The 26,346-nt window shown below is 63.5% G+C and carries 24 protein-coding genes and 2 tRNA genes; 16 read left to right on the forward strand and 10 right to left on the reverse strand.

Annotated elements, in window-relative coordinates; genetic code table 11:
• Nucleotides 1-2: 2 nt before the first annotated feature.
• Entirely contained in the window at nt 3-527 is a 525-nt protein-coding gene (locus tag ABMA59_RS03680; RefSeq protein WP_349003960.1) for a hypothetical protein, read from the reverse strand.
• 182 nt (nt 528-709) lie between these two features.
• Between ABMA59_RS03680 and ABMA59_RS03685 the strand changes: the two genes are divergently transcribed.
• The gene (locus ABMA59_RS03685; RefSeq protein WP_349003961.1) at nt 710-1,861 is read left to right on the forward strand and encodes a tetratricopeptide repeat protein; all 1,152 of its coding nucleotides are present in this window, start codon (nt 710-712) and stop codon (nt 1,859-1,861) included.
• 41 nt (nt 1,862-1,902) lie between these two features.
• On the opposite strand, the gene ABMA59_RS03690 is transcribed toward ABMA59_RS03685, so the two are convergent.
• Nucleotides 1,903-2,853: an AEC family transporter gene (locus ABMA59_RS03690; protein ID WP_349003962.1), complete on the reverse strand. Its 951-nt coding sequence runs from the start codon at nt 2,851-2,853 to the stop codon at nt 1,903-1,905.
• Nucleotides 2,854-3,034: 181 nt separating this feature from the next.
• Here ABMA59_RS03690 and ABMA59_RS03695 point away from each other — a divergent pair, with 181 nt between their 5' ends.
• The 4 genes from ABMA59_RS03695 (at nt 3,035) to ABMA59_RS03710 (ending at nt 5,434) form a co-directional block, all read left to right on the forward strand.
• On the forward strand, nt 3,035-3,586 hold the full coding sequence (locus ABMA59_RS03695; protein ID WP_349003963.1) for a histidine phosphatase family protein: 552 nt from the start codon (nt 3,035-3,037) through the stop codon (nt 3,584-3,586).
• A gap of 220 nt (nt 3,587-3,806) precedes the next feature.
• Nucleotides 3,807-3,879 (forward strand) — tRNA-Phe (locus ABMA59_RS03700).
• Nucleotides 3,877-3,949: transfer RNA gene (locus ABMA59_RS03705), tRNA-Thr, on the forward strand. Before ABMA59_RS03700 ends, ABMA59_RS03705 begins: the two co-directional genes overlap by 3 nt.
• Nucleotides 3,950-4,294: 345 nt before the next feature.
• Nucleotides 4,295-5,434, forward strand: coding sequence for a slipin family protein (locus tag ABMA59_RS03710; protein ID WP_349004630.1), 1,140 nt, complete (start codon nt 4,295-4,297; stop codon nt 5,432-5,434).
• Nucleotides 5,435-5,520: 86 nt separating this feature from the next.
• On the opposite strand, the gene ABMA59_RS03715 is transcribed toward ABMA59_RS03710, so the two are convergent.
• The 3 genes from ABMA59_RS03715 to ABMA59_RS03725 form a co-directional block, all read right to left on the reverse strand.
• Nucleotides 5,521-5,880, reverse strand: coding sequence for a hypothetical protein (locus ABMA59_RS03715; RefSeq protein WP_349003964.1), 360 nt, complete (start codon nt 5,878-5,880; stop codon nt 5,521-5,523).
• Nucleotide 5,881: 1 nt separating this feature from the next.
• Complete coding sequence (locus ABMA59_RS03720; RefSeq protein ID WP_349003965.1) at nt 5,882-6,760, reverse strand: ImmA/IrrE family metallo-endopeptidase; 879 nt, start codon at nt 6,758-6,760, stop codon at nt 5,882-5,884.
• Nucleotides 6,761-6,844: 84 nt separating this feature from the next.
• Entirely contained in the window at nt 6,845-7,420 is a 576-nt protein-coding gene (locus tag ABMA59_RS03725) for a hypothetical protein (RefSeq protein ID WP_349003966.1), read from the reverse strand.
• Nucleotides 7,421-7,883: 463 nt separating this feature from the next.
• Between ABMA59_RS03725 and ABMA59_RS03730 the strand changes: the two genes are divergently transcribed.
• The 6 genes from ABMA59_RS03730 to ABMA59_RS03755 all read left to right on the forward strand — a co-directional run bounded on the left by ABMA59_RS03730 (nt 7,884) and on the right by ABMA59_RS03755 (nt 13,233).
• Nucleotides 7,884-8,168: an acyl carrier protein gene (locus ABMA59_RS03730; RefSeq protein WP_349003967.1), complete on the forward strand. Its 285-nt coding sequence runs from the start codon at nt 7,884-7,886 to the stop codon at nt 8,166-8,168.
• Nucleotides 8,169-8,210: 42 nt separating this feature from the next.
• Entirely contained in the window at nt 8,211-9,401 is a 1,191-nt protein-coding gene (locus ABMA59_RS03735) for a beta-ketoacyl-ACP synthase (RefSeq protein ID WP_349003968.1), read from the forward strand.
• A 10-nt stretch (nt 9,402-9,411) separates the two neighbouring features.
• Nucleotides 9,412-10,683, forward strand: a complete 1,272-nt coding sequence (locus ABMA59_RS03740) for a beta-ketoacyl-ACP synthase (RefSeq protein WP_349003969.1) — start codon at nt 9,412-9,414, stop codon at nt 10,681-10,683.
• A 260-nt stretch (nt 10,684-10,943) separates the two neighbouring features.
• Nucleotides 10,944-11,972: a zinc-binding dehydrogenase gene (locus ABMA59_RS03745; protein WP_349003970.1), complete on the forward strand. Its 1,029-nt coding sequence runs from the start codon at nt 10,944-10,946 to the stop codon at nt 11,970-11,972.
• Entirely contained in the window at nt 11,969-12,922 is a 954-nt protein-coding gene (locus tag ABMA59_RS03750) for a lipid A biosynthesis lauroyl acyltransferase (protein WP_349003971.1), read from the forward strand. The genes ABMA59_RS03745 and ABMA59_RS03750 overlap by 4 nt, the downstream gene beginning before the upstream one ends.
• A 125-nt stretch (nt 12,923-13,047) precedes the next feature.
• Nucleotides 13,048-13,233 (forward strand): hypothetical protein, encoded by a 186-nt coding sequence (locus tag ABMA59_RS03755; RefSeq protein ID WP_349003972.1) that lies wholly within the window; start codon nt 13,048-13,050, stop codon nt 13,231-13,233.
• 1 nt (nt 13,234) lies between these two features.
• Here the strand turns inward: ABMA59_RS03755 and ABMA59_RS03760 are convergent, their stop codons facing one another.
• The 4 genes from ABMA59_RS03760 to ABMA59_RS03775 form a co-directional block, all read right to left on the reverse strand.
• Entirely contained in the window at nt 13,235-14,182 is a 948-nt protein-coding gene (locus ABMA59_RS03760; protein ID WP_349003973.1) for a dimethyl sulfoxide reductase anchor subunit family protein, read from the reverse strand.
• 226 nt (nt 14,183-14,408) lie between these two features.
• The gene (locus ABMA59_RS03765) at nt 14,409-15,173 is read right to left on the reverse strand and encodes a 4Fe-4S dicluster domain-containing protein (RefSeq protein WP_349003974.1); all 765 of its coding nucleotides are present in this window, start codon (nt 15,171-15,173) and stop codon (nt 14,409-14,411) included.
• 202 nt (nt 15,174-15,375) lie between these two features.
• A complete protein-coding gene (locus ABMA59_RS03770; RefSeq protein ID WP_349003975.1) occupies nt 15,376-18,225 on the reverse strand; it encodes a molybdopterin oxidoreductase family protein in 2,850 nt (949 codons plus the stop codon).
• A gap of 189 nt (nt 18,226-18,414) precedes the next feature.
• A complete protein-coding gene (locus tag ABMA59_RS03775) occupies nt 18,415-18,846 on the reverse strand; it encodes a L,D-transpeptidase (protein WP_349003976.1) in 432 nt (143 codons plus the stop codon).
• 199 nt (nt 18,847-19,045) lie between these two features.
• On the opposite strand from ABMA59_RS03775, the gene ABMA59_RS03780 reads away from it, so the two are divergent.
• A complete protein-coding gene (locus ABMA59_RS03780; RefSeq protein ID WP_349003977.1) occupies nt 19,046-20,323 on the forward strand; it encodes an acetylornithine deacetylase/succinyl-diaminopimelate desuccinylase family protein in 1,278 nt (425 codons plus the stop codon).
• On the opposite strand, the gene ABMA59_RS03785 is transcribed toward ABMA59_RS03780, so the two are convergent.
• A complete protein-coding gene (locus tag ABMA59_RS03785; protein ID WP_349003978.1) occupies nt 20,320-20,829 on the reverse strand; it encodes an OsmC family protein in 510 nt (169 codons plus the stop codon). The genes ABMA59_RS03780 and ABMA59_RS03785 overlap by 4 nt on opposite strands.
• Nucleotides 20,830-21,038: 209 nt before the next feature.
• Between ABMA59_RS03785 and ABMA59_RS03790 the strand changes: the two genes are divergently transcribed.
• From ABMA59_RS03790 to ABMA59_RS03805, 4 genes are all read left to right on the forward strand, one after another.
• The gene (locus ABMA59_RS03790; RefSeq protein WP_349003979.1) at nt 21,039-22,520 is read left to right on the forward strand and encodes an ABC transporter substrate-binding protein; all 1,482 of its coding nucleotides are present in this window, start codon (nt 21,039-21,041) and stop codon (nt 22,518-22,520) included.
• 172 nt (nt 22,521-22,692) lie between these two features.
• Entirely contained in the window at nt 22,693-23,637 is a 945-nt protein-coding gene (locus tag ABMA59_RS03795; protein WP_349003980.1) for an ABC transporter permease, read from the forward strand.
• Between the two features lie 70 nt (nt 23,638-23,707).
• The gene (locus ABMA59_RS03800; RefSeq protein ID WP_349003981.1) at nt 23,708-24,580 is read left to right on the forward strand and encodes an ABC transporter permease; all 873 of its coding nucleotides are present in this window, start codon (nt 23,708-23,710) and stop codon (nt 24,578-24,580) included.
• On the forward strand, nt 24,577-26,325 hold the full coding sequence (locus tag ABMA59_RS03805; RefSeq protein ID WP_349003982.1) for an ABC transporter ATP-binding protein: 1,749 nt from the start codon (nt 24,577-24,579) through the stop codon (nt 26,323-26,325). Before ABMA59_RS03800 ends, ABMA59_RS03805 begins: the two co-directional genes overlap by 4 nt.
• Nucleotides 26,326-26,346 lie beyond the last annotated feature (21 nt).

The following is a 26,346-nucleotide window of genomic DNA, read 5'->3' on the forward strand; positions in this document are numbered from 1 at the left end:
GCTCAGATTTGGTTTGCGCTGATAAATGCACCATTGGGTCCAAAACGGCATTCAAACGTCCCTGCCGTGTCGTCGTCGTTCGGCAACGTCCAAGAGCCCCTGATCGTCGTTCCGCCAGCCCCGGCGACGGGATTGTCGGTCGAAATCTCCCCAAGGCTCACGCCCGTCTGATTGGCGAACTGCTGCCGGCAGAAGTCGGGCATCTGGCCCGCAGACACGACCTGCCCCGTCGCCGCGGAAGCGCCCGTACCGGGAGAGCCCTGGCAGCCGGCCAGCGCGAGGCCGGCCAAAACGCCCGTCCAGAGGTAGCTTTTCCGTCTCGTCGTCATTGGGCCTTCTCCTCGAAAAACCGGCACTGTGCCGCTGCAATTGTCTTTGGAATCACGATCAGCATGCAGATACTTCGCCGCCGTTTCCTCCCGCTTTGCAACCCGCTTTCCAAGCCGGCAGTCAAAGCCTCCACGTTCAATAAACGGCGACGCGACAGAATGCAGCACTTTAACAACAATGCGAGGCGTCGCCAGCAAAGCTGTGTAATTTACGTGGCGGCTACACCCGCGGCGGCGCGATAATCGTCCGCTTGGCGCACCACGCCTGGCGGGCATGGGGCTCGCCAGCGGCCAAGAAAGCAGCCGGTCACACGATCTAGCCTCATTTGCATTTCATCGGTATGAACCACGGAAAACGACAAGGGACTCGTCAATCGTAGATGCGAAAGAAGCCAGGACCGACCGAACATCCGCGTTATCGCGTCATCCCTCGCGATTCGAACAAGCTCGCTATCTTCTTTTCCGGGTCAAGCGTCCAGGACAACCAGTTCCACTGGTGGAACATGGGGCAAAGGATCGGCACCAACGTCATCCTGGTAAACAACGGCCGCAACGAATGGTATGTCAACGGCATCCCCGGACTTGGGGATTCCTACAGCGCGACGGTGGATGCATTCCGCAACTGGGCTGACGCGCTCGGCGCGACCGACATCTATACGTGCGGCGGGTCGATGGGAGGGTCCGGCGCCCTCATTTACGGCGTGCCGCTCGGGGCGCGCGTGCTGGCTCTTGGCTTCGAAACCCATCTCCACTTCCCATGGGGCCATGTCCAGAGCCTGATGGTGCGGGATTTCGTCCCCGAGTTTTCCGATTTTCGTCCGCTCGTGGCGAAGGCCAAGCAGCGGATCGTCGTCTATGCGGGAGAGAGCGAGCCGGTGGACCTGGCGGCGGCGGCGCATATCGCCGACCTGCCGATGGTGGAAACCGTGACCTTGCGCGGCGTCGGACACGGGCCGCCTTCGCACCTGCGCAACCGCGGGAAACTGGACCCGCTTTTCGATGCCTTGCTGGATGATGGGCCGCTGCCCGAGGTTTCCAACGCCGGCGAGGGGCTTAGGTCCGGATTTCCCGAAGCGCTCTATGCGGCCTACTGCGCCGACAAGGAGAAGCGTTGGCATGATCTTGAAAGCCTGGCGCGCAAGGCTGTCGAAATCTATCCGACATCGGAATTTGCCACGATGCTTCTCGGTAAGGCGTTGCTTCAACGGCACAAGGCCAAGCAAGCGCTCCCGGTCTTGCGGCAGGCCATTGCGCTGCATTCGAACTCGCGCGAGGCGCGTCTGCTTCTGGCACTCGCCACCGAGAAGGCAGGCGACCTGACCGGCGCGGTCGCCCTTCACAAGGATATACTGGCGCAATGGCCGGGCTTCGGCCTCTCTCATTACGCGCTCGGCCGAATCTATGCGGGCAAGAAAAGTCTGCGCGCGGCGATCAAGTGCCTGGAGCGCGCCGTGGAGCATGATCCGCATCGCGCCAACTTCCGAAGCAAGCTGGAGCAGACGAGAGGCCTGGCCGGCGCCCTGAAAGCATAATCGACCGCCGGCCGCCGCATTGCGTCGCGAGCGGGGCCGGGCTAGCCGAACACCATTTGCAGCACCGCCATCCATGCCGTCATGGTGACGGCGGCGAGCGCGGTGGCGATGGTCATCTGGTTGGAGGCCAGCGCCTGGCCGGTGCCGAACTGCATAGCGATCAGGTACGAATTGATGCCGGACGGCAGCGCCGCGGCGGCAACTGCGATCTTGGCGGTCAGCGGCGGCAGGCCGGCCAGCCAGACAAATGCGAGGGCCGCCGCCGGCATCAGGACCAATTTGAGCGCCGAGAGCGCCAGCGCCGGCCTGACGTTGCCGGAAATGCCGAATTTATTCAGCCCCAGCCCCATGGCGAAAAGCGCCAGCGGCGCTGCGATGCCCGCCAGCGCGTCGACAAAACGCATCGCAAGGGCCGGCATGTCGAGGCCGGTCAGCCGCCACAGAAGCCCGCCGAAAATGCCGAGGATGAGCGGGTTGGTGAAAACCTTTCGCAGGAAATCGCGCAGGATGATCAGCGGATGCATGGGCTCGCCGTCACGCCGGCTGACGAATTGGAAGACGATGATCGAGGCCATCAACATGGTCGGCAGATGGATCGAGATCAGCAGCGACAGTTCCTCAAAGCCCTGCTGTCCGAACACGCCCAGCGTGAAAGGGATGCCGAGCAGCACGAGATTGGAAAAAGCCGAGGAGACTCCGCCAACCACGCCGGCCTTGGAATCGCGGCCGAAGACGCGCGTCGTCACCAGGTGGCCCGCCGTCCAGGCGACGATGACGGCCGAAAAATAGACGCCCCACAGCCCCCATGGCGCCGAGCCGTGAAAATCGGCTGACACCATGGTGCGGAACAGAAGCAGCGGCAGCGCCACGCCGACGGCGAATTCCGAGAGCGCGTCGCCGGTCTGGATCTTGAGATAGCCGGTGGCGCCGGCAAGGTAGCCCAGCGCCACGAGGCCGAAGATGAACAGCACGGTTTCGATGAGCGGGGACATTTTTTCGTGAACGGAGGGCGGAGCGTGGCGCGGAACCGGCCGGGGAAAAAGGCTTTGGCCTTGATAGGCGAGGTTTCGGCGCATCGCAACGCCGGGGTCCCGAACAGGCGGGCCGGCCGCGAGCCTTGTTTTTGCAGAGGCTTTGACGTCCCTATATCGGGAAACAGGACTGGGAGGATGGATGCTTCGTTTGTTTGCCGCGCTGATGCTATTGCTGTTTGCCGGGCCGGCGGTCGCGACGGAGGCCGGCTGGGCATTGCTGCGCGAGGGTGGGTATGTTGTGCTGTTGCGTCATGCGATGGCCGGCGGCGGGGCGGAACCCGCCAATTTCGACATCGAGAAATGCGCCACCCAGCGCAATCTTTCGGAGCGTGGAAAACAGCAGGCGCGAAAAATCGGCGCGCTGTTCGCGGCGCGCGCCGCACCCGTGGAGCGCGTGCTCTCCAGCCGCTACTGCCGCTGCCTGGACACGGCGCGTCTCGCCTTCGAGGCTGAGCCGGAGATTTTCGAGCCACTCGATCCGCCGAAGCAGGACGAACGGGAAAAGGCGGCGCAACTGAAGGCGATCATGGATGTGATCACCGGTTTCGCCGGCTCCGACAATCTGGTGATGGTCACCAATGCGGAAGATATTCAGGCACTGGCCGGGGTTTCAGCCAGAGAGGGCGAGGCGATCATCGTGCGGCCCGATGGCGAGCGCCTGCATGTGCTCGGGCGCATCGTGTTCAACTGATTGCGCATGAACAGCGCCGGCGGATGTTGCCGAAATACAACCACCCGAAGAAGCCGTGAAATTGCCACAACAATGCCGCTTGCGACAACCCGTCGCAGGGTCTATAGGCGCGCTCCCGGTCACGAAAGCCGGAGCGAGCACAACGGCTGGAGCTTTTTGCTCCGCCCGCGCAGGTGGTTCTGCCTCCCTGTGTATGGCGCCGCTTCGGAGGTCGGAAAGCGCGGCATAGCTCAGAGGAAGAGCACCGGACCAAAAGTCCGGGGGTCGGGGGTTCGAGTCCCTTTGCTGCACCACGGATAGCTCAGACGGTAGAGCATCAGACTTGTAATCTGATTGTCGAAGGTTCGAATCCTTCTCCTTGTTGGCCTGAAAAACCAGCAGCACCTTGTCACGGTGTCTATCTGAACGACGGTCCGGGGACTGGAATGCCGACGATTCGAAGCACGGCTTTGCCCACGGGCAGGACCGGACGGACGATCCGAAGCCGTTGCGTGCGGCCAGATCCGCGGTGACGGCGAAGACGCGCCTTGACCGGCAAGGGTGGTTTGGCCGCCCGCGCCCGCCAGGACGCTTCGACGCCCTCTCCCGACGATCCGCCGCGCGCGACGCCACCAGTCCCCGGATCTTTCTGCCCGGGAACGTGAAACGAGAAAACGAAAGGACTTTCGAAGCATGACCTAGCCATGCCCGACAGGAGTGACGAACATGATGACCATTCTCGAAAAGATGCTTGGACGCCAGCGCGTCCTCGTGAAGGAAAACGAACGCGCCATCGCCCTCTACAAGGGTGAGATCAAGACGATCCTCGAGCCGGGCGAGCATTCGCTGGCCAACCGGGGCAACCGTCTGGAGATCGCGCGCCACGACCTGAAGAACTCGGAATTCACCTCGCCCTACGAGAAGGCCTTGTTCGAAAAGCTCCCGGACGTGGCGAAGCGCCACCTGACCGTGTTCCGCACCGGACGCACGGAAGTGGCCGTCGTCGAGCGCGACGGCCAGCTTCACGCCGTGCTCGGCCCGGACCGCAAGCTGGTGGTCTGGACCGTGACCGGCCCGTGGACGGGCACGATCGTCGAGGTCGGCAACGATCTGGCCGTCGAGCCGGCGCTGATGCGGCGTCTCGGCCAGGCACGCAAGACCGAGATGATGACGGTGCATCCGGTGGTGGACGGCCAGGCGGGCCTGCTCTTCGTCGAGGGCGCCTTCGTGAAGGTGCTCGCCGCCGGCGTGCACGCCTTCTGGAATGTCGGCCGCATGGTGCAGATGAAGGTCGTCGACCTGAAGCGGCAGTCGCTCGACGTGGCCGGCCAGGAGATGCTGACCAGGGATCGTGTGACGATCCGCGTCAACATCTCGGCCGAATACCGCGTCGTCGACCCGGTCAAGGCGGTGACCGCGGTGAAGGATTTCTCGGAAGCCTTCTACCGCGCGCTGCAGTATGCGTTCCGCAAGGCGCTCGGCGCGATGACGCTCGACCAGATCCTCGAACAGAAGGTGACGGTGGACGCCGAAGCGGCCGGCAAGGTGCGGGCCGACATGGCCGAGATCGGTGTCGAGGTGTCCGAGATCACGCTCAAGGATGTGATCCTGCCGGGCGAGATGCGCGACATCCTGAACCGGGTGGTCGCGGCCGAGAAGCAGGCCGAGGCCAACGTCATCCGCCGACGCGAGGAGACGAACGCGACACGTTCGCTGCTCAACACGGCGAAGGTGATGGCCGAGAACCCGGTCATGCTGCGCTTGAAGGAGCTCGAGGCGCTGGAGACCATCGCCGGCAAGGTCGAGCGGCTGACCGTGCACAACGGCACAGGCGGGTTGCTCAACGACCTCGTGAAGCTTCGCGACTGACCAAGGCAGGCCGCCTCGCAAGGGGCGGCCTGTCCTTCGATGCCGAAGCCGGTGGTGACGGTCCCAGTTTGATCCGAACGGTTTGGTCAGCAGGGAACGGCACTGAACGGAAATCGTCCATAATCCTGAACTTCCAGCACAAATCCCTGCGCTGAATAGTTGGTGATACGGATGAAAAGCGCGCCGGACTCATACTCGTGGCCGCGAAACAGCCGTCCGGCTCCCGACCATCCGTCCGCTTTGATCTGCATGACCCCAATGGTTCGTGAGGAGATCTGGCCCCACACCTCGAAGGACTCGCCGACACGTTCGGCCTGTAGAATCATTCGTGCAGGGGCGCCGGCAGCGTCGGTTCCTGCAAAGCATCCCTGGGACTGCTGCGCGGCGGATTCCGTCACGCCTGCCGTCTGCATCACGAAGGCGAGTAGAAATGCGCGATGGATCATGTCAGCGATCCTTCAGATCGGCCGGATTGCCGAAGATTGCACGCCGCGCGACCAGTTGCTGCATTGCCGGATCGTCGAGATCGGTGGCGAATTGTTCGAGCCGGTTGCCGATAAAGCTAAGCACTTCGGCGCGGGTAGCGCCCGATTGGCGCTTAGCCTCCAATTGCAGATGCCGGGCAATCGTCAACAGGCGCTGCGAATTCACCGGGTGTGTCGCCTGCTCGCGCTGCCAGACGGCATAGGCGCGGTCGCTGGGCAGGTCGACGCGGCTGGCATAAAAGGCCACGGTCGCCTGGAAATATAGAATGGCGCCCATCGGGATAGTCTCCGTGCGCTCTAGCAAATCCAGCGCGAATGCGTCGGCTTGGCGCTCGTTTGCCTGAACCTGCTTAGGGGGAACACTATTACCGGGGTGGCTGTAGTAGACGTGGGCGAGTTCATGGGCGAGGATAAAGGCCCAGGCCTCGTTGCGCAGGGATGTACCGAGGCCGGCAAGGCGTTGATCCTGATCCCATGCGCCAGGCGGCACGCCAAATGTTTTTAGGGGGTCGCTGTAAACCCCGCCCGGCCACTCGGCCTCGGGCTTCCATCGCAACATGGCGAGGTATTCGTCGAAGGGTTCGAGCGTCTGGCCCCGGCTGTAGCGCCAAGCATAGGCCATGGTCAGGTCTTCGATGAACTTCAGACCGGTCAGAGGCATGATAACCACGCCGTTTTCCGACATGAAGCCCATCGGGTCACCGTTCGGCGCCACATTGGGGATGGAAATGCTGACACCGGAAAGCCAGCCAGCGTCGGGCGGCAGATAGACAGGCAATGTCAGCACGCGATCGAGATCGGTAAGCCTAGCCACCAGCCGCTGCCGTTCCGCGGCCAGCACGGTGCTGTCATACATTTCGGCGCTTGCCTTGCCTTCACCTAGCAGGACCAGCACTATGCCGAGTATCGCGAGACGGCGCATGGCTCACCCGCTGCCCTCCATGATCGCCAACGCCCTTTCGAACTCCGGACGCCGCGGCCTGTCGGTTTCATTGAGCCAGATCTCAAATTCCGTAGGATCGCCCCATTCGCTTTGCCAAGCCCGTCCCATCAAGGCGAGTTTCACCGCCCGGAAACGCCTGTTGACCTGATCACGGTCTGCTTCGGATGCCGCGGCAAGCTGGCGAGCCTCGAGATCCTTCAGGAAAGCCAGAGATTGGCTCAGCTCATCGAAGTTGATCGGCCTTGGTGGCAGCGGGCCTGTTTCGTCAGGAACAAGTTGTCGCGCTACATCCTGCGTACTCAGGCCGGAATTATTCCCAATCTTTACGGGAAAGGCGTAGGAGGCAACCAACACGGCGGTACCGAACAGCGCAAAGAAAGTTCCCGGTCCAACGCGCGAAACGAGCAGCCGACGATCCTTGGAGAGTGAAATCTCGGCACGCCCATCTGATCTCTGATCAGGAATACTCAGGAAAAGCCGGTATCCGAAATAGATCGCAAGGCCGCCGATAATCACAGCGATAATGCGCTCCATCGAACGAAGAATGAACGGGTCCACCAAAGCTGCGCCCTCCGCAGCCGCATAGCCAAACATTAACTTTAAGCACGCTGTCCATTGTCCGCCCGGCGGAACGATAGATCAGCGAATGAAAATGTCTCTTCGCCTTCAGACGCTACACGCAACGTTAGAATAATAGACCAACCGCGATGTTTTTTCTACATGTCAACGGTTGTGTCTTTCCCGTCGCAAAATCACAGCGCTTCGATCCTACCCATATGAACCGCATGATTCTCCAACCACTTGCGCAAGACGCAGGTTTCCATTTTTTATGATTATCGAAGACCGGGTCCCGCCGTGTTTTGTCCGAAAGTCGGGCCAAGAGGCCGGCGATTTCCCCGATGCTCCGGAGCCGTCGCAATTCGCGCCCCCCTTTTCCTTCCCACCAAAACCGATTAGACAGCGGCAAACTTGCGTGTGGCGGGCAGCCGCGCGACTCCGCACTCTTTTCAAGGATTTCCCCTTGTCCACGACATTCGACAAAGTCGCGAACATCATCGCCGAGACCAGCGAGATCGACCGCGACAAGATCACGCCGGAGAGCCACACGATCGACGATCTCGGCATCGACAGCCTGGATTTCCTCGACATCGTCTTCGCCATCGACAAGGAATTCGGCATCAAGGTGCCGCTTGAGAAGTGGACGCAGGAAGTCAATGACGGCAAGGCTTCGACTGACGACTATTTCGTCATGAAGAATCTTTGCGCCAAGATCGACGGCCTGGTTGCCGCGAAGGCCGCGGGCTGAGCCGGCCTTGCCCAGCCCAGGATTTCCAGTCGACAGGCTGACATGAGCGCGCGCGACGTCGTCATCACCGGCATCGGACTGGTCTCCTGCCTTGGCGAAGGACTGGACGCGCATTGGCGCGCGCTGAACGACGAGGTGGCTGAGCCGATCGTCGACGCGGAGCGTTTTCCGCCCTATTCGGTGCACCCGCTGCCGGCGATCGACTGGAACCTGCAGATTCCGAAGCGCGGCGACCAGCGGCAGATGGAGACCTGGCAGCGGCTGGGCGTCTATGCGGCGGGGCTGGCGCTCGACGACGCCGGGCTGAAGAACGACGAGGCTCTGTGCGCCTCGATGGACATGGTCGTGGCGGCCGCCGGCGGCGAGCGCGACGAGGCCGTCGATGCCTCGATCCTCGAGGCTTCCGCGACACGCAACGACCGCGAGGTCCTGCTCAATGAAAAGCTGACCACGGATCTCCGCCCTACCCTTTTCCTCGCGCAGCTTTCCAACCTGCTCGCCGGCAATATTTCCATCGTCCACAAGGTGACGGGTTCGTCGCGCACCTTCATGGGCGAGGAAGGGGCCGGTATCGCGGCGGTGGAGACGGCTGTGGCGCGGGTGCGCTCCGGCCAGTCCGATCACATGCTGGTCGGCGGCGACTTCAATGCCGAAAACGCCGACATGCTTTTGGGCTACGAACTCGGCGGCTATCTGCATCGGGCACCTTGGAAACCTGTATGGCAGCGCGGCGGCTCGGAAGGCGGCGGCGTGGTCTCCGGCTCGGGTGGCGTTTTCCTGGTGCTGGAATCGCGCGAACATGCCGAGAGCCGGGGCAAAAAACCCTATGCGACGATCGAAAGCGTGGTCTCGGCGCGCATCCGGCGTCCGAAGCAGGATTTTCAGGCCGGCATCTCAGAAATGCTGGGACGCTTGAAGGCGCCCGACGGGCAGTTGCTGGCGCTCTCCGGTGCATCCGGCGCGCACGCCGCGACCGCCGCCGAAAAGGCCGCTTTCGATGCCCTGCCGAATATCGCGCTGCGTGGCTTCGGCACGCGGACGGGCCATATGAAGGAAGCGCAGTTCCCCTTCGCGGTGGCGCTTGCCGCGCTCGCCATGCACAAGGGCGCGGCCTATCCGGCCTTCGATGTCTCGATGGAAAGGCCGGCGGTGGGAATACCGACGCGGGCATTGGCGACCACGGTCGGCTACCATATCTTCGAGGGCGCAGCGCTGATCGCGCCCGCCGACTGAGGGTTCAGCCATGACCAAGACTACCGATCATCTCGGCAGGCCGCTGGTGGCCGTCACCGGCATTGGCGTCGTGACCTCGCTCGGCGTGGGCAAGACGGACAATTGGGAGGCGCTGACCTCCGGCCGCTCCGGCATCCACACGATCACGCGGTTTCCGACCGACCATCTGAAGACGCAGATTGCCGGCACCGTCGATTTCCTGAAGTCGAGCGACAAGGGCGCCAGCCCGCTGACCTTCGAGCTCGCCGACACCGCCGCGACCGAAGCGGTCGGCCAGTCGGGGCTGAGCCTGGACGATTTCGGCGGCCCACTGTTTCTGGCCTCGCCGCCGGTCGAGCTCGACTGGAAGGACCGCATGCTGCTTTACCACGACGGCAAGGGCGCGACGGCCAATGAGCGCATCGCCGACGCGGCGCGGGCGCTGAGGTCGCTGGATATTTTCGACACCACGCAGTTCGGCTCGATCGCCGACCGGCTGTCGGAAAAGTTCGGCGCACGCGGACTGCCGATCACGCTGTCGACCGCTTGCGCCTCGGGCGCCACCTCCATCCAGCTCGGCGTCGAGGCGATCCGCCGGGGCGAGAGCGACCGCGCGCTTTCGATCGGCGCCGACGGCTCGGCAACCGCCGAGGCCTTGATCCGCTTCTCGCTGCTGTCGGCGCTGTCGACTCAGAATGACGCTCCGGAAAAGGCATCAAAGCCGTTTTCGAAGGACCGTGACGGTTTTGTGCTGGCCGAGGGTTCGGCGGCACTCGTGCTGGAATCGCTGGAAAGCGCATTGGCGCGCGGCGCGAAGGTGCTGGGCATCCTGGCCGGCTGCGGCGAACGCGCCGACGATTTCCACCGCACTCGCTCAAAACCCGACGGCTCGCCGGCGATTGCAGCGGTTCGTGCAGCCTTAGCCGACTCCGGACTCAGCGAGGACGGCATCGACTACGTCAACGCCCACGGCACCTCGACGCCCGAAAACGACAAGATGGAGCATCTGTCGCTGTCGACGGTGTTCGGCGAGCGGATGAAAAAAATCCCGATCTCGTCCAACAAGTCGATGATCGGCCACACGCTGTCGGCCGCCGGCGCCATCGAGGCGGCGTTCTCGCTGATGACCATGCTGGAAGGCGTCATTCCGCCGACGATCAACCACGACATACCCGACCCGGCGATCGACCTAGACGTGGTGCCGAACGTCAAGCGTTCGGCCGATGTTTCGACGGTCATCTCGAACTCGTTCGGCTTCGGCGGGCAGAACACCTGCCTTGTCATGACGCGGGAACCCGTTTAGGCGGAACGCTCACCTTTTATGAGCGGTTACTGTTTGCGCCTCTTCGCACCCCCCTCTGTCCTGCCGGACATCTCCCCCTCAAGGGGGGAGATTGCTCCGACCGCTTGGCTTTCGCCAATCGCCGCCGTCGCAGGAAGAGCGGCGGAAGCGACACAGCCAATCTCCCCCCTTGAGGGGGAGATGTCCGGCAGGACAGAGGGGGGTGCGACGAGACGTAAACTTTCAAGCGGACCGATCCCCGCCCAAAGGACCATCCAATAATGCGCGCGCTGCAACTGATCGAAGACCGCAGGCTGGAAGAGGTGGACATAGCGGAACCGCCGCCGCCTGCCATCGGCGAGGTGACGCTGCGCATCAAGGCGGTGGCCCTGAACCACATCGACGTCTGGGGCTGGCGCGGCATGGCGTTTGCCAAGCGCAAGCTGCCGCTGACCATCGGCGCGGAAGCGTCCGGCGAAGTAGAAGCGATCGGACAAGGCGTCGCAGGCCTCGTGCCCGGCCAACTGGTGTCGATCTACGGCGCGCGCACCTGCGGCCTATGCAAGGCCTGCAAGAGCGGCCGCGACAATCTTTGCGAGCACGTCGGCGGCGTGCATGGCTTCCACCTCGACGGTTTTGCCCAGGAGAAGATCAACCTGCCGGCGCGCCTGCTGGTCCCTGCCCCGCCCGGCGTCGACGCCGTGGGCGCGGCGGTGGCACCGGTCACCTTCGGCACGGTCGAGCACATGCTATTCGACAATGCGAAACTGGAACCCGGCGAGACGATTCTGGTCCATGCCGGCGGCTCCGGCATCGGTTCGGCGGCGATCCAGCTTGCAAAACGCATGGGATGCACGGTGATCACCACCGTCGGCTCGAACGATAAGGTCGAGAAGGCGGCGGCGCTCGGCGCCGACCACGTCATCAACTACCGCGAGGACCGGTTCGAAGGCGTTGTGCGCAAGCTGACGAAGAAGAAAGGCGTCGACGTGGTGTTCGAGCATGTCGGCGCCGACACGTGGGCGGGATCGATGCTCTGCCTCAAGCGCGGCGGCCGCCTCGTCACCTGCGGCTCGACCTCGGGCGTCTCCACCCAGATGAACCTGATGCAGCTCTTCCAGCAGCAGATCAAGATTTTCGGCTCGTTCGGCTGCCGCATGCAGAACATGGCCGACGCCATGCAGAAAATGGCGGCCGGCGTCGTCAAGCCCGTGATCGACACCGAGGTCGATTTCGGGTCGATCGATGCGGCGCTGAAGCGCATGGAAACCCGCGACGTGTTCGGAAAAATCATCCTGCGGGTCGGATGAAGTCGCGCGACCGCCTCTACCACCTCTCGCGGTTCCTGACGCAGGCCGGCTACTGGCTGACCGCGCAGGTGTCGCTGACGCTGATGCGCGTGCTGAGGCTGCTGCCCGCCGACAAGGCGATCAATTTTGCCGATCGCGTCGCCCGCCGCCTCGGCCCGCTGGTCGGCCGGCATCAAGTGGCTCTGGAGAATTTGCGAAAGGCCTATCCGGAGAAAAGCGAGGACGAGATCAAGACCATCGCCGTCGACATGTGGGGCAACATGGCGCGGCTGGCGGCCGAATATGTATTCCTCGACCAGTTGTTCGACTTCGACCTGCAGTCGGAGAGTACGGGCCGCGTCGAGGTCGAGGGCATACCGCTCTTCAAGAAGATCGCGGAAGAGGACCGACCACACATATTGTTCACCGGACATCTCGGCAATTTCGAGCTGCTCCCGATTGCCGGCGCCGCCTATGGCATGAAGGTGACTTCGCTGTTCCGGCCGCCGAACAATCCCTACATCGCCGACTACATCAATTCGACGCGGCGCTCGACCATGGGCGACCTGATCGCCTCGCGCGCCGGCGTGTCGTTCATGCTGGCCAGGATTCTCGACGACAATGGCACCATCGGCGTGCTGGTCGACCAGAAATTTAGACACGGACTGCCGACGACATTCTTCGGGCGGCCGTGCGAGACCAGCCCGCTGCTGCCCAAGCTCGCCCGCCAATACGACTGCGATGTCTATCCGGCGCGCTGCATCCGCCTACCCGGCAACCGCTTTCGCCTGGTCATCGAGCCGAAACTGGAACTGCCCAGGCTGGAGAACGGCCGCATCGACGCGCAAGCCACCGCGCAATTGCTCAACGACGTGGTCGAGCGCTGGGTTCGCGAGGACCCCGGCCAGTGGATGTGGTTTCACAAACGCTGGAAATTGACCCGCAAGAATCGCCGCGCCCGCGCCTCATAGCGTCGGTCATCCGGTCGCGGCCTCGTGATCCGCTTTTGTCGGAACATGTCGCGAAGTCGTCCGTTCACATTGGAAATACGCACGCAACATTAAGTGTGCATTAACCATGTGGACGGAGACTTTTGATGGACAGTGATCCGAAGGTGGAGCCGATGCTGAAGCGCCCAAAGGTCGAAAAATCGAGCCCTGTCATCTGGACACCCTGGGGTCCGCAGAAGTTCTCGGAACGCGATGCGCAGCTTGCGGCCCGTCGAAGGCTTGGCCGGAAAGTCGAGAAACTCGGCGCGCGCAAGCCGGTGCTGGTCGGCTGACCTACCCGCCGTAATAGTTCATCACCGCATGGCGCGCCTCGGCGAAAAACAGCCAGCGTTCGAGGAATATGCCGGCATAGTGGAGCAGCGTGGCACAGGCGATAATCGCGGCAGAGGCCACTGGAAAGGCTGAGAAAGCAGCAGCCGCGAGCAACAAAAGTACCGGCAGCACCCCTCCCGCAAGGAATGAGATACGCCCCAGTTTCGCGGCGTGCTTTCGGGCGATCACAAATCCCATTTCCCGCGTCAGATAGTTTTCGTTGATGTGCGGCCGCTCGAACAGGCGGACTTTTCCGATCGAACCAAGCCCGGTTGCGGTCTCCGGGGTCGACAGCGGCCGTAGCGTGAGCATGCGCCGACGCCAAGCAGTCTTGGCAATCCAGGCGACGAGGGTTGCGGCGACGGCGGAGAGTGTCAGCCACAACCCATTGCCGCCCCCGGCCGTACCCGCCAGGCTTGCGAGGATCAGTCCGCCCGACAGGCCAAACAGCAGGAAGCAGAGCGGCGTCAGCGGCGTATGCCATGCCTGCACGGATCTGAGCGAGGCATAGATCATGCCGGTGCAGTAGACCGTGAGCGCCGCTCCGGCCGTGCCGAGCAGGCCGGCTGATGGGATGTATCGGCTTTCGACCACCGTTGCCCAGGCCGACCAGAGCAGCGGCACGAAGGTCAGCAGCGCCATGACGCCCTCGCGCGACAGCCAGCTCGACCGCCATTGTGACAGCGCCCGCCATGCGCGCTGCGGGTTGCCAAGATGGAGCGTGGAGGACATCAGGCCGGCCCCTATCAGCACGAGCGCGCCGAGATAGGCGAGTTTCGTAGCCAGTGCCGAAGGATCGAGGACGCCAAGCCCGAGGATCGCGGCAAGGCCGTAGCCGAGACCGGACAGCGTGGTGAAGACGATGATGGAAAAGGCGGGGTGCATGGTTAGATGTTTCGCCCCGTCCAACACCCCTCATCCGACCTCGCTTTGCTCGGCCACCTTCTCCCACAAGGGGAGAAGGGAGAGTTTCGCGCCGACCTTGCAGCAAATCGTCGACATCGGAGATTTGCTGAAACGAAGCGGCGGCGCTCTCCCTTCTCCCCTTGTGGGAGAAGGTGGCCGAGCAAAGCGAGGTCGGATGAGGGGTGTTCCAGCTTGGCGCTCGCAACCGATGGAAGGCAATTCGAGTGCATCAAATCCGGTCCAGCATGCCGTCGAGCCAGGCGAAGAAGCCGCTGGCGCCGGAGGTGTTTTCGGCAAGCAGCGCACCGGCGCTTGCGGCCAGCGGCGTTCGCGGACGCGGGGGAAGATATTTGTTGACGGGGCGCGTGCCCTGCTCCGGCATCAGGTCCATGCCGCCGCGCTCGGCCACCATGATCGACACCGCCGAGGCCGGATCGGCGAGGTCGCCGAAATGCCGGGCATTGGCCGGGCATGTCCGCACGCAGGAGGGCACGCGGTCCACCTCCTTGAGCGTCTCGTTGTAGATGCGGTCTACGCAGAGCGTGCATTTTTTCATGACGCCTGCGGCAAGGTCCATCTCGCGCGCGCCGTAGGGACAGGCCCAGGCGCACAGGCCGCAGCCGATGCATTTGTCCTCGTCGACCAGCACGATGCCGTCCTCGCCGCGCTTATAGGACGCGCCGGTCGGGCAGACGGTGACGCAGGGCGCATCATCGCAATGCAGACAGCTTTTGGGGAAATGCACGATGCGCGCCTCGCCCGCCTCGCCGATCACCTCGCCGCCTTCCGGTACGACCTCGAAAGAGTGGATGCGATTGAGGAAGGTGCCGGAAACGCCAGGCCCGTAAGGTTGCTGGTCGGAGAGCGCGTTGCCGTAGCCGCCGGTGTTCCACTCCTTGCAGGAGACCACGCAGGCATGGCAGCCGACGCAGACGTCGAGATCGATAACCAGCCCGAGCTTTTTGCCGGAGCGCTCTGCGGGCAGACTGGTCATGCGGTGGCCTTGATAAGGCTAGAGCCGAAATTACTCCCATCCCTAGCCCCTCCCCACAACGGGTAGGGGGACTTTGCGGCCGCAATGCCGCGCGAAACCACCGACGATTGATGCCTGGCCGAAGTGCAAGCCGATCCCCCTTCCCCTTGTGGGGAGGAGTTAGGGGTGGGGGTAGCTGTCTTCGGGGTCGGCCAAGTCAGGATCACTTCGCCCACTCCTGCCCGTAGCGCAACTCGGCCGGAATATCCTCGCCCCGCCTCAACTTGGCGACCGAGGCGAAATGCGGCTGGCTTTCGATGCCCGCCTCGGCCTTCTCGATGCGCACACGCAGATCGTACCAGGCGGCCTGTCCGGTGACCGGATCGGAGTTCGACCAGCGCAGCCCGTCGCCCTTTGGCGGCAAAAGCTCGTTGATGAGGTGGTTCATCAGGAACCCGCGCTCGGCCTCCGGCGATTTCGGGTCGAGCGCCCAGGCGCCGCCACGCTTGCCGATTGCGTTCCAGGTCCAGATCGTCGAGGAATTCACCGCCTCCATGCGTTTGATCTCGACTTTTATACGGCCGTGGCTGGAGGTGACCCACACCCAGTCGCCGTCACCGAGCCCATGCTCGTCGCAGATCGGACCCGGCACGTAGAGCGGGTTGCGCGTGTGGATCTGGCGCAGCCAGGCGTTCATCGAGCCCCAGGAATGGTACATGGCCGCCGGCCGCTGTGTGATCGCGTGGTACGGGAATTGTTCACGGTCGACCGCCGCCTCCTCGAAGGGGCGGTACCAGATCGGCAGCGGATCGAAGGTCTCGAGGATGCGCGCCCGGTGCGTTTCAGGTGCGATCGGCTCACGCACGCCCTCGGCGGACAGCCGAAATTTCTGCAGCGATTCCTGATAGAGTTGGAAGATGACCGGCTGCGGCTGATCGAAGAATCCCATGCGCACCGCAAAATCCTGGTAGGCCTTATTGGCGTGCTTGAAGAATTGCGCCTCCAGCGGGATGTGCGCCGAGAAAAAAGAACCGTTCTCGATGTAGCGCTTCAACTGATCCGGATTGCTGGCGCCGCGCCCGGTGCGGTCGCCTTCCCGGCCGCGAAAACCGGCCAGCGGGCCGATGCCTGGCCGGCGCTCGTGGCGGACGATGTAGTCGGCATAATTTTCGTAAATCGGCTTGCCGCGATTGTCGGCGAAGGCCGGCAGTTTCAGCCGCGCGCCGAGGTCGAGCAGCACGGACTGGAAGCCGCGCACGTCGCGGTCGGGTTCGACCACCGGCCAGCGGATGGCGTCCTGCACTGCGTCCGGCTCCGAGATCGGCCGGTCAAGCATGGAGATGCAATCGTGGCGCTCAAGATAGGTCGTGTCCGGCAGCACGAGGTCGGCATAGGCGACCATCTCGGAGGCATAGGCATCGGAATAGATGATTTTCGGGATGCGGTACTCGCCGGTTGCCGGATCCTTGTCTTCCAGCATCTTGATCACGCCGCCGGTATTCATCGACGAGTTCCACGCCATGTTGGCCATGTAGAGGAACAGCAAGTCAACGGGGTACGGATCGCCCGCATGGGCGTTGGCGATCACCATGTGCATCAGGCCGTGCGCCGAGAACGGCGCGTCCCAGGAAAACGCCTTGTCGATGCGGGTCGGATTTCCGTCCTTGTCGATCAGCATATCCTCCGGCCCGCGCGGAAAGCCGAGATGCGGGCCGGACAGAGGTTTGTTGGAGCCAAAATGCTCCGCCTTGCCATGCGGCGTCGGATGCGCCGCGACCGGCTTCGGATAAGGCGGCTCGAAGCGGAACCCGCCGGGACAGTCGATGGCGCCGATCAGCACTTGCAAAAGATGCAGCGCACGCGCCGTCTGAAAACCGTTGGAATGGGCGGAGATGCCGCGCATGGCGTGGAAGGAGACGGGTCGGCCGACAAAACCGTCATGCTGCCTGCCGTCGACATCGGTCCAGGGCTGGTCGAGGAAGATCGCCTCGTCGAAAGCGACGCGGGCGATCTCGGCGGCAAGCCCGCGGATCACGTCAGCCGCAACACCGGTCTCGCCGGCGACCGCCTCGGGCGCGTATTGCGGATCAAGGTATTTTTCAGCGAGGAGTTGGAAGGCCGGCTGCGCAAAACGTCCATCCGGCAGCTCCACGCGGCCCGAAAGAGCCGCCCGTGCCCCTTGTGTGCCCAGCGACACCACGCGCTCCGTCACGCTTTCGAAGACGAGCGGTTTTCCTTCGCCGTCGCGCGCGAACAGCCCGTGGTCGGCAGCACCCGGCTGGTCGATCACCAGCCATGTCGCATTGGTGTAGCGCACGATGTAGTCGACATCGATCTTTCGCGCTTTGAGCAATTCGTGAATGACCGAGAGGATCAGCAGCCCGTCGGTGCCGGGGCGGATGCCGATCCAGTTGTCGGCGATGGCTGAATAGCCCGTGCGCACCGGATTGACCGAGACGAAACGCGCACCGTTCTTCTTCAGCTTCGACAGGCCGATCTTGATCGGGTTGGAATCATGGTCCTCGGCCACGCCGAACAGCACGAACAGTTTTGTGCGGTCCCAGTCCGGCGCGCCGAATTCCCAGAACGCGCCGCCGATGGTCATGATGCCGGCCGCCGCCATGTTGACCGAGCAGAAGCCGCCATGCGCGGCATAGTTCGGCGTGCCGTACATCTGCGCCCAGTAGCCAGTCAGCGACTGCGACTGGTCGCGGCCGGTGAAAAAGGCAAGCTTCTTCGGATCGCGCTCGCGCACTTCGCCCAGCCATCGCGTCGCCGTCTCCAGCACCTCGTCCCAGGAGATTTCCTTGAACTCGCCGGAGCCGCGCGGCCCGACGCGCTTCAGCGGCGCCTTGAGGCGGGCCGGAGCGTAATGCTGCATGATGCCGGCCGAACCCTTTGCACACAGCACACCGCGGTTGACCGGATGGTCGCGGTTGCCTTCGATGTAACGGATTTTTCCGTCCTTGATGTGCACGTCGATGCCGCAGCGGCAGGCGCACATATAGCAGGTGGTCTTGCGGACCTCGTCGGAGACGGGTTCCGAAAGCGCAACCCGTGGCTTAGCCGGCATCTTTTGCGCCCCGTGCGGCCTGGCTGGTCATCATCGCAGCCATCTCTATCGGTCACGCCGGGGGAAGCAAATGCTCTAAAACGTCAATTCATAGCAAAATTTGTGTAGACCTATCCCCATGCCGCGCAAAGCGCCGGTCGATTGCGTGGTTTGCAACGATCGCTGGCGGCTGGCGTCCGCTCGCGCGGTTCAGTTGGTGACGATGATCCGGGTATTTCCGGGTCCGATCTCTTTCACCAGCGAGTAGAAGGTCGCCGCATTCGCGGTCTGCAGCCGCACACATCCGTGCGACGCAGGCCGGCCGAGCGACTTCACCGCTCCGGTGCCGTGGACCGCGTAGCCGCCATAGTAGAACACCGAATAGGGCATCGGGGCATTGTCGTATTTGCGTGAACGCCACATCTTGTGCAGACGGGTTGGACGCCAACTGCCGCGCGGCGTGACATATCCTTTGCGCGCGGTAGAAACTTTCCACACGTGGATGACACGTCCGTGCTTGCTGACAGTCATCGTCTGGCTGGCGACATCCACCTGGGCCACCAGACTTGCCGCGAAACTCTGGCTTATGCCGCTGAAAAGAAGTCCGCAGAACGCTGCGGCCACCAATACCGACTTTCTCATAAAGCCCACCCTGATAGCTACGACACAACCGCGCTTTTCATTGCCTGAGCACGATTAGCATGAAGAGATTGAGCAATTTGCCAATGTGACTTCACGCATTTGATCAATTCCTCGCGATTATTCGTTAAAATATTGACCCATCCTGGGTTGTGTCGCCGGGCGCTTGCCAAACCACCTTCTTGCCTGCTCAAATCCGCTCATGACCGACGGACTGATCGACGCAGTCGCCGCGCGCCGCGACGAACTTATTGCGCTCACCATAGACCTCATCCGTTTTCCGACGGTAAATCCGCCGGGCGAGGCCTATACGCCCTGCGCCGAATATCTGGGCGAGCGGCTGCGCCGGCGCGGCTTCGCCGTCGACTATGTGCGGGGCGTCGGCACGCCGGGCGATTCGGACCGCTATCCGCGCACCAATGTCGTGGCGCGGCGCGAAGGCCGTTCGCCCGGACCGACCGTGCATTTCAACGGCCATATCGACGTGGTCGAACCGGGCCATGACTGGACGGTCGACCCATTCGCCGGCGTCGTGAAGGACGGGCGCGTCTACGGGCGCGGCGCATGCGACATGAAAGGCGGGCTGGCGGCAGCCATCATCGCGGCCGAGGCCTATATCGAGCTCAACCCGGATTTTGCCGGCGCCATCGAGATTTCCGGCACGGTCGATGAGGAGTCGGGCGGCTTCGGCGGCGTCGCCTATCTGGCATCGAAGGGATCTTTCTCAAAACCGCGCGTCGACCACGTCATCATCCCCGAACCGTTGAACAAGGACCGCATCTGCCTCGGCCATCGCGGCGTCTGGTGGGCGGAGATCGAGACAAAGGGCGAGATCGCGCACGGCTCCATGCCCTTCCTCGGCGACTGCGCGGTGCGCCACATGGGCGCCGTGCTCGACGCCTTCGAGGCTGAACTGTTCCCACTGCTCGACAGCAAGCGCACAAAAATGCCGGTGGTGCCGGAGGGCGCACGGCGCTCGACGCTGAACCTGAATTCCGTGCATGGCGGCCAGACCGACGACTTCAAACCCGGCCTGCCCTCGCCCAACGTGCCGGATTCGTGCCGGCTGACCATCGACCGGCGCTTCCTGCTGGAAGAGGATCTTCACGACGTGAAGCAAGAAGTGGTGTCCATCCTCGAAAGGCTGAAGCGCGAGCGGCCGAAATTCGACTACGTCGTCCAGGACGTCATGGAAGTCCACCCGATCATGACGGACCATGACAAGCCGGTGCCTTCAGCGTTGGCGCAAGGCATCCGCGCCGTCTTCGATCGTGAGCCGGACTATGTCATCTCGCCCGGCACGTATGACCAGAAGCACATCGCGCGCATCGGCCATGTCTACGACTGCGTGGCCTACGGTCCCGGCATCCTCGACCTGGCCCACCGGCCGGACGAATGGGTGGGCATCGACGACATGGTACAGTCGGCGCAGGTCATGGCGATCGGGCTGGATCTGCTGCTGCGGGGCAAGGCTGGCTAGCCGTGGCTTGCCGTTACCGATAGTTCCGGCCGCTGATTGATCGTCTGGAACACCACGCAATACCGCTCGGTCAGCTTGAGCAGCGAATCGATGCGCTCCTGCGGCTCGTCGGTGTCGAGGTCGAAGGCCAGCCGGATCGCCCTGAAACCGACGGGCGCATCCTTGGCGACGCCCAGCGTGCCGCGGAAATCGAGGTCGCCCTCCGCCGAGACGGTCGCGCCCGCAAGCTTGAACTCCAGCGCTGTCGCCACGGCTTTCAGCGTCACACCGGCACAGGCGACCAGCGCCTCCAGCAGCATGTCGCCCGAGCAGAGTTCCAGCCCGCTGCCGCCGGTAGCCGGATGCAGGCCGGCCACCGCGATGGCGCGGCCGGTCTCGACCTTGCAGGCGATCGCCTGGTCGTCGATCGAGCCCTTGGCGCGCAACGTGATCAGCGCCGCGTCCGGCGTCTCGCGATAGGCATTCTTCAACGGCGCCTGCTGGGCCTTGAGCGTTGCGGCATCCATGGCTGGTCCTCCATCTTCGCCTGCGCTTATAGATCATCGAGATCGCCGCCGCATGCCTTTGTCGCTGCGCGCAACGGAAGAGCCTCTTGGGCCAGCAAATTGGATTCGCATTCCCTTCACGGCCAGGCCGGCAAACCGAAAGCCGATTTACTCCGGTCCGAATTCAGGCTTCTATCCGCAAAATTTTTCCGGCGAAGGGAGCAATGCCGATGACAGCGTGGAAGACATTTGCCGCAGCGGCGACGCTGACGATCTTGAGCGCAAGTGGTGCTTTCGCGGCCCGCACCGATCTCGTGCTCGGCATGCCGCTGGAGCCGCCGCATCTCGACCCGACCGCAGGTGCCGCGGCGGCCATCGACGAGGTGCTCTACGCAAACGTCTTCGAGGGCCTGACCCGCATCGGATCGTCCGGCGAGGTGCTTCCGGCACTGGCCGAAAGCTGGACGGTTTCGGAGGACGGCAAGACCTACACCTTCAAGCTGCATACGAACGTCAAATTCCATGATGGCTCCGCCTTCGACGCCGAGGACGTAAAATTCTCGCTGGACCGCGCCCGCGCGGCCGATTCGACGAACGCCCAAAAAGGCCTGTTCGCCGCGATCGAGGCGGTCGATGTCGTTGACCCGGCAACGGTCAAGGTGACGCTGAAGAACCCGCAGGGCGCATTCCTCTACAATATGGGCTGGGGCGACGCGGTGATCGTCGCGCCGGAAAGTGCGGCGACCAACAAGGAAAAGCCGATCGGCACCGGACCGTTCAAGTTCGACAACTGGGCGAAGGGGTCGGCGATCACCATCGTCAAGAACCCCGACTACTGGGGCGAGCCGGCATTTCTCGACCGCGCCGAGTTCCGCATCGTGCCGGATGCCGCGGCTGCGATCCCGGCGCTGCTTTCCGGCGACGTGCAGGCCTTCCCGAACATGAATGTCGGCGACGCGCTGCCGCAGGTGCAGGCCGATCCGCGTTTCAAGGTGGTGATCGGCGCGACCGAAGGCGAGACCATCCTCGCCACCAACAACAAGAAACCGCCCTTCGACCAGTTGAAGGTACGCCAGGCCATCGCCCATGCGATAGACCGCAAGGCGATCATAGACGGCGCCTCGTCCGGGCTCGGCACGCCGATCGGCTCGCATTTCTCCCCTGCCAACAAGGCCTATATCGACCTGACGGGCACCTATCCGCACGACATCGCCAAGGCGAAGGAACTTTTGAAGGAAGCCGGTCTCGAGAACGGATTCTCGGCGACGCTGAAACTGCCGCCAGTGGCCTATGCCCGCGACGGCGGCCAGATCATCGCATCCGAATTGCGCGAGATCGGCGTCAATCTGGAGATCATCCCGCTCGAATGGGCCGACTGGCTGAGCCAGGTCTTCACCGACAAGAATTACGACCTGTCGATCGTCTCGCACACCGAGCCCAACGACATCGATATCTACGCGCGCAAGGACTATTATTTTAACTATGACAACCCGGCCTTCGACAAGGTGATCGAGGAACTGAACCTCACCGCCGACGACGCCAAGCGCACCGCGCTCTACCAGCAGGCGCAAAAGATCCTGGCCGACGATGCCGTCAACGGATTCCTGTTCGAGCTGCCGAAGATCGGCATCTGGGATGCCAAGGTCGAGGGGCTGTGGGAAAACTCGCCGATCCAGGCCAACGATTTGACGAAGGTCAAGTGGGTCGACTAGCGACGAGGTCCCCCTCCCCCTTGAGGGGAGGGTCGGCGCGAAGCGCCGGGGTGGGGTCATTGCGGCAGCGCGGGACGCAAAGAATGAACGTCGAATATGGCCGCAGCGACCCCTCCCGGCTCGCTGCGCTCGCCACCCTCCCCTCAAGGGGGAGGGAAACGTTGGCGCTCCCATGACCGCCTACCTCGCCCAGCGCCTCTCGATTGCCATCGTGACGCTGCTGGTCGCCTCGCTGGTCGTCTTCGCGGTGCTGGAAGTCTTGCCCGGCGACCCGGCGCGGCTGATGCTCGGCATCAATGCGACGCCTGACGCAGTCGAAGCGCTGCGCGAGCAGATGGGGCTGAACCATCCGCTGCCCGTCCGCTATTTCAACTGGATCGGCGGGTTGACGACGCTCGATTTCGGCCGCTCCTACACCTATTCCGTCCCCGTCATCGACCTCATCACAGAGCGAATCTCAGTCTCGCTGCCGCTGGCCTTGATCTCGCTGCTCCTGTCGGTGGCCATTGCGATTCCGGTCGGCGCGTACGCTGCCGAGCGGCGCGGTCGCGCCGGCGATGCGCTGTCGATGAGCGCTGCGCAAGTGGGCGTGGCCATCCCGAATTTCTGGTTCGCACTGCTGCTGATCTACGTCTTCGCCGTCTGGCTGCGGCTCGTGCCGGCGGGCGGCTTTCCCGGCTGGAGCGCCGGCATCTGGCCGGCACTGAAGGCGCTGCTGCTGCCAGCCATCGCTTTGGCGCTGCCGCAGGCGGCGATCCTGTCGCGCGTCACCCGTTCGGCGCTGATCGAAGTGCTTGGTGAAGACTATATCCGCACCGCACGCGCAAAGGGCCTGCCGTTCGGCACGGTGCTGTGGCGGCATGCGCTGCGTAATGCGCTCATCCCCGTGCTCACCATCGTCGGCTTGCAATTCTCCTTCCTGCTGGCTGGCACCATCATCATCGAGAACGTGTTTTATCTCCCAGGCCTCGGCCGGCTGGTATTCCAGGCCATCACACAGCGCGACCTGATCGTGGTGGAGGGCGTGGTGATGCTGCTGGTCGCCACCGTCGTCGTGGTCAACCTGCTGGTCGACCTGTCCTATGCACTGGTCGATCCACGGCTGAGGGCGCGATGATGGGTGTTCTTGCGGCATTTGGCAGTCGTGGAGCGCCGGCGCCGCACGCTCTTCGCCTGGCCGACGAATCATGACCGAACTCTCCACCACCCCAGCGCATGACGGCTTTTCCGCCTTCCTCGCCCGCGCCGTAGCCAGCCGATCCTTCGTCATTGGCTTCGTCATCACCGCACTGGTCGCATTGGTGGCGCTGGTCTCCTTCTTCTGGACGCCTTACGACGTGACCAAACTGGTCGTCGCCGACCGCATGTTGCCGCCGTCGGCGACGCATCTTTTCGGCACCGACCAGTTCGGCCGCGACGTGCTGTCGATGATCATGGTCGGCTCGCGCAACTCCATCGCCGTGGCGCTGGTCGCGGTCGGCATCGGCATGGGCATCGGCGTGCCGCTCGGCTGCCTCGCGGCGGCGCGCGGCGGCTGGCTGGACGAGGTCGTCATGCGTTTCAACGACCTCGTCTTCGCCTTCCCTGCATTGCTGTCGGCGGTGATGATCACCGCAGTATTCGGGCCGGGCGCGGTCAACGCCATCATCGCCATCGGCATTTTCAACATCCCGGTGTTTGCGCGCGTGGCGCGGGCCGGTGCGCTCGCCATCTGGCCGCGCGAATTCATCCTGGCGGCGCGCGCCGCAGGCAAGGGCAAGGCGCGCATCACGGTCGAGCACATATTGCCCAACATTGCGACGATGCTGCTGGTACAGGGTACGATCCAGTTCGCGCTAGGTATTCTGGCCGAGGCGGGCCTTTCCTATGTCGGGCTGGGCGCGCAGCCGCCGATGCCGAGTTGGGGCCGAATGCTGTTCGATGCGCAGACGCGCATGATGGTGATGCCGTCGCTGGCGCTGTTTCCTGGCCTTGCCATCATCGTCACCGTGCTCGGCCTCAACCTGCTCGGCGACGGCGTCAGCGACGCGCTCGATCCGAAACTGAGGCAGAGGCGATGAGCCTGCTTGCCATCGAGAACCTGTCGCTGTCGATCGGCGACACGGAAATTCTGAAGGACGTCGATCTCGCGATCGAGCCCGGCGAGGTTTTGGGACTGGTCGGCGAATCCGGCTCCGGCAAGTCGATGTCGGCGCTCGCAATCATGCAACTGCTGCCGGAAGGCGCGCGGGCAATAGGCAGCATAAAACTCAACGGTGTCGACATCCTTGGTGCCGGCGAAGATGCGATGTGCCGGTTGCGCGGCAACGACATCGGCATGGTGTTCCAGGAGCCGATGACGGCGCTGAACCCGGTGAAGACCATCGGCGAGCAGGTGGCGGAGGGTATCCGCTGGCATGCCGGTGTCGGCCGTGCCGAAGCCGAGGGGCGGGCGAGAATAATGCTCGACCGCGTCGGCCTGCCAGCGGAGAAATTTCCGCTGTCGCGTTATCCGCACCAGCTTTCGGGCGGCCAGCGCCAGCGCGTCGTCATCGCCATCGCCTGCGCGCTAAAGCCGAAATTGCTGATCGCCGACGAGCCGACGACGGCGCTGGATGTCGTGCTGCAGGCGCAGATTCTCGAGCTGCTGCGCGAACTGGTCGCCGAGAACCGCATGGGCCTGCTGCTGATCTCTCACGACCTCGCCGTGGTGACGGAAATGTCCGACCGGATCGCCATCATGCGCGGCGGCGAGATTCTGGAGACCGGCGAGACGGCGCGCACACTCGCCGCCCAGCAGCATCCTTATACACGGCAACTCGCCCTGGCCTCGATGCATGTGCCGGAGGGGCGTTCACCATCCCCCCTGGGGGGAGGGTCGGCGATCCGGCTGAGCGAAGCGAAGCTGGCGAGCCGGGGTGGGGTCACCGAAGGTTGGCGCACTGCCGCAGCAACCCCCTCTGACCCTTCAGGCCATCTCTCCCTCAAGGGGGGAGACGGCGCCGCACCCCTCCTCGAAGTCACTTCCCTCACCCGCGACTACCCTGCCGACCGCCATTCCCTCTTCGCCAAGCCAACGATGTTCCGCGCCGTCGACGATGTATCGTTCTGCCTCGCGCCGGGCCGTTCAGTAGCGCTGGTCGGCCGCTCCGGCTGTGGAAAGTCGACGCTGGCGCGGCTGGTGCTGGCGTTGGACAAAGTGACGTCGGGCACGATCCGCTTCATGGGCGAGGACATCACCAGCCGAAGCGAGGCGGATCTGAGGACGGCGCGGCGCAATATGCAAGTGGTGTTCCAGGACCCTTACGGCTCGTTCAACCCACGCCACCGGGTAGAGCGGCTGGTCGCAGAGCCGCTGTCGCTGCTTGAACCCGCTCCCGACCCGCTGAAGCGACGCGAGTTGGTGGCGCATGCGCTGCATCAGGTCGGGCTTAAGCCACACGACATGCAGAAATATCCGCATGAATTCTCCGGCGGTCAGCGTCAGCGCCTGTCGATCGCCCGTGCCATCATCACGCGGCCGAAACTGGTGGTTGCGGACGAGGCTGTTTCGGCGCTCGACGTGTCGATCCGCGCCCAGATCCTCGACCTTTTCGCAGACCTCAACCGCAAGCTCGGCATCGCCTACCTGTTCATCACGCACGACCTGACGGTCGCCCGCGCCATCACCGACGACGTGCTGGTCATGCACGAGGGCAGGATCGTCGAGCGCGGCGCGACCGCCCACGTGCTGGACAATCCGCAATCGGACGCGGCCAGGGCACTGGTCGATGCGGCGCCCGACCTGAGACGCGCGATCTCGCGCAAACTGCGCGAGCAGGGGTGAGCGGCAAAAGACGCGCCATGC

This window comes from Mesorhizobium yinganensis (assembly GCF_040081985.1).
GTDB lineage: Bacteria > Pseudomonadota > Alphaproteobacteria > Rhizobiales > Rhizobiaceae > Kumtagia > Kumtagia yinganensis.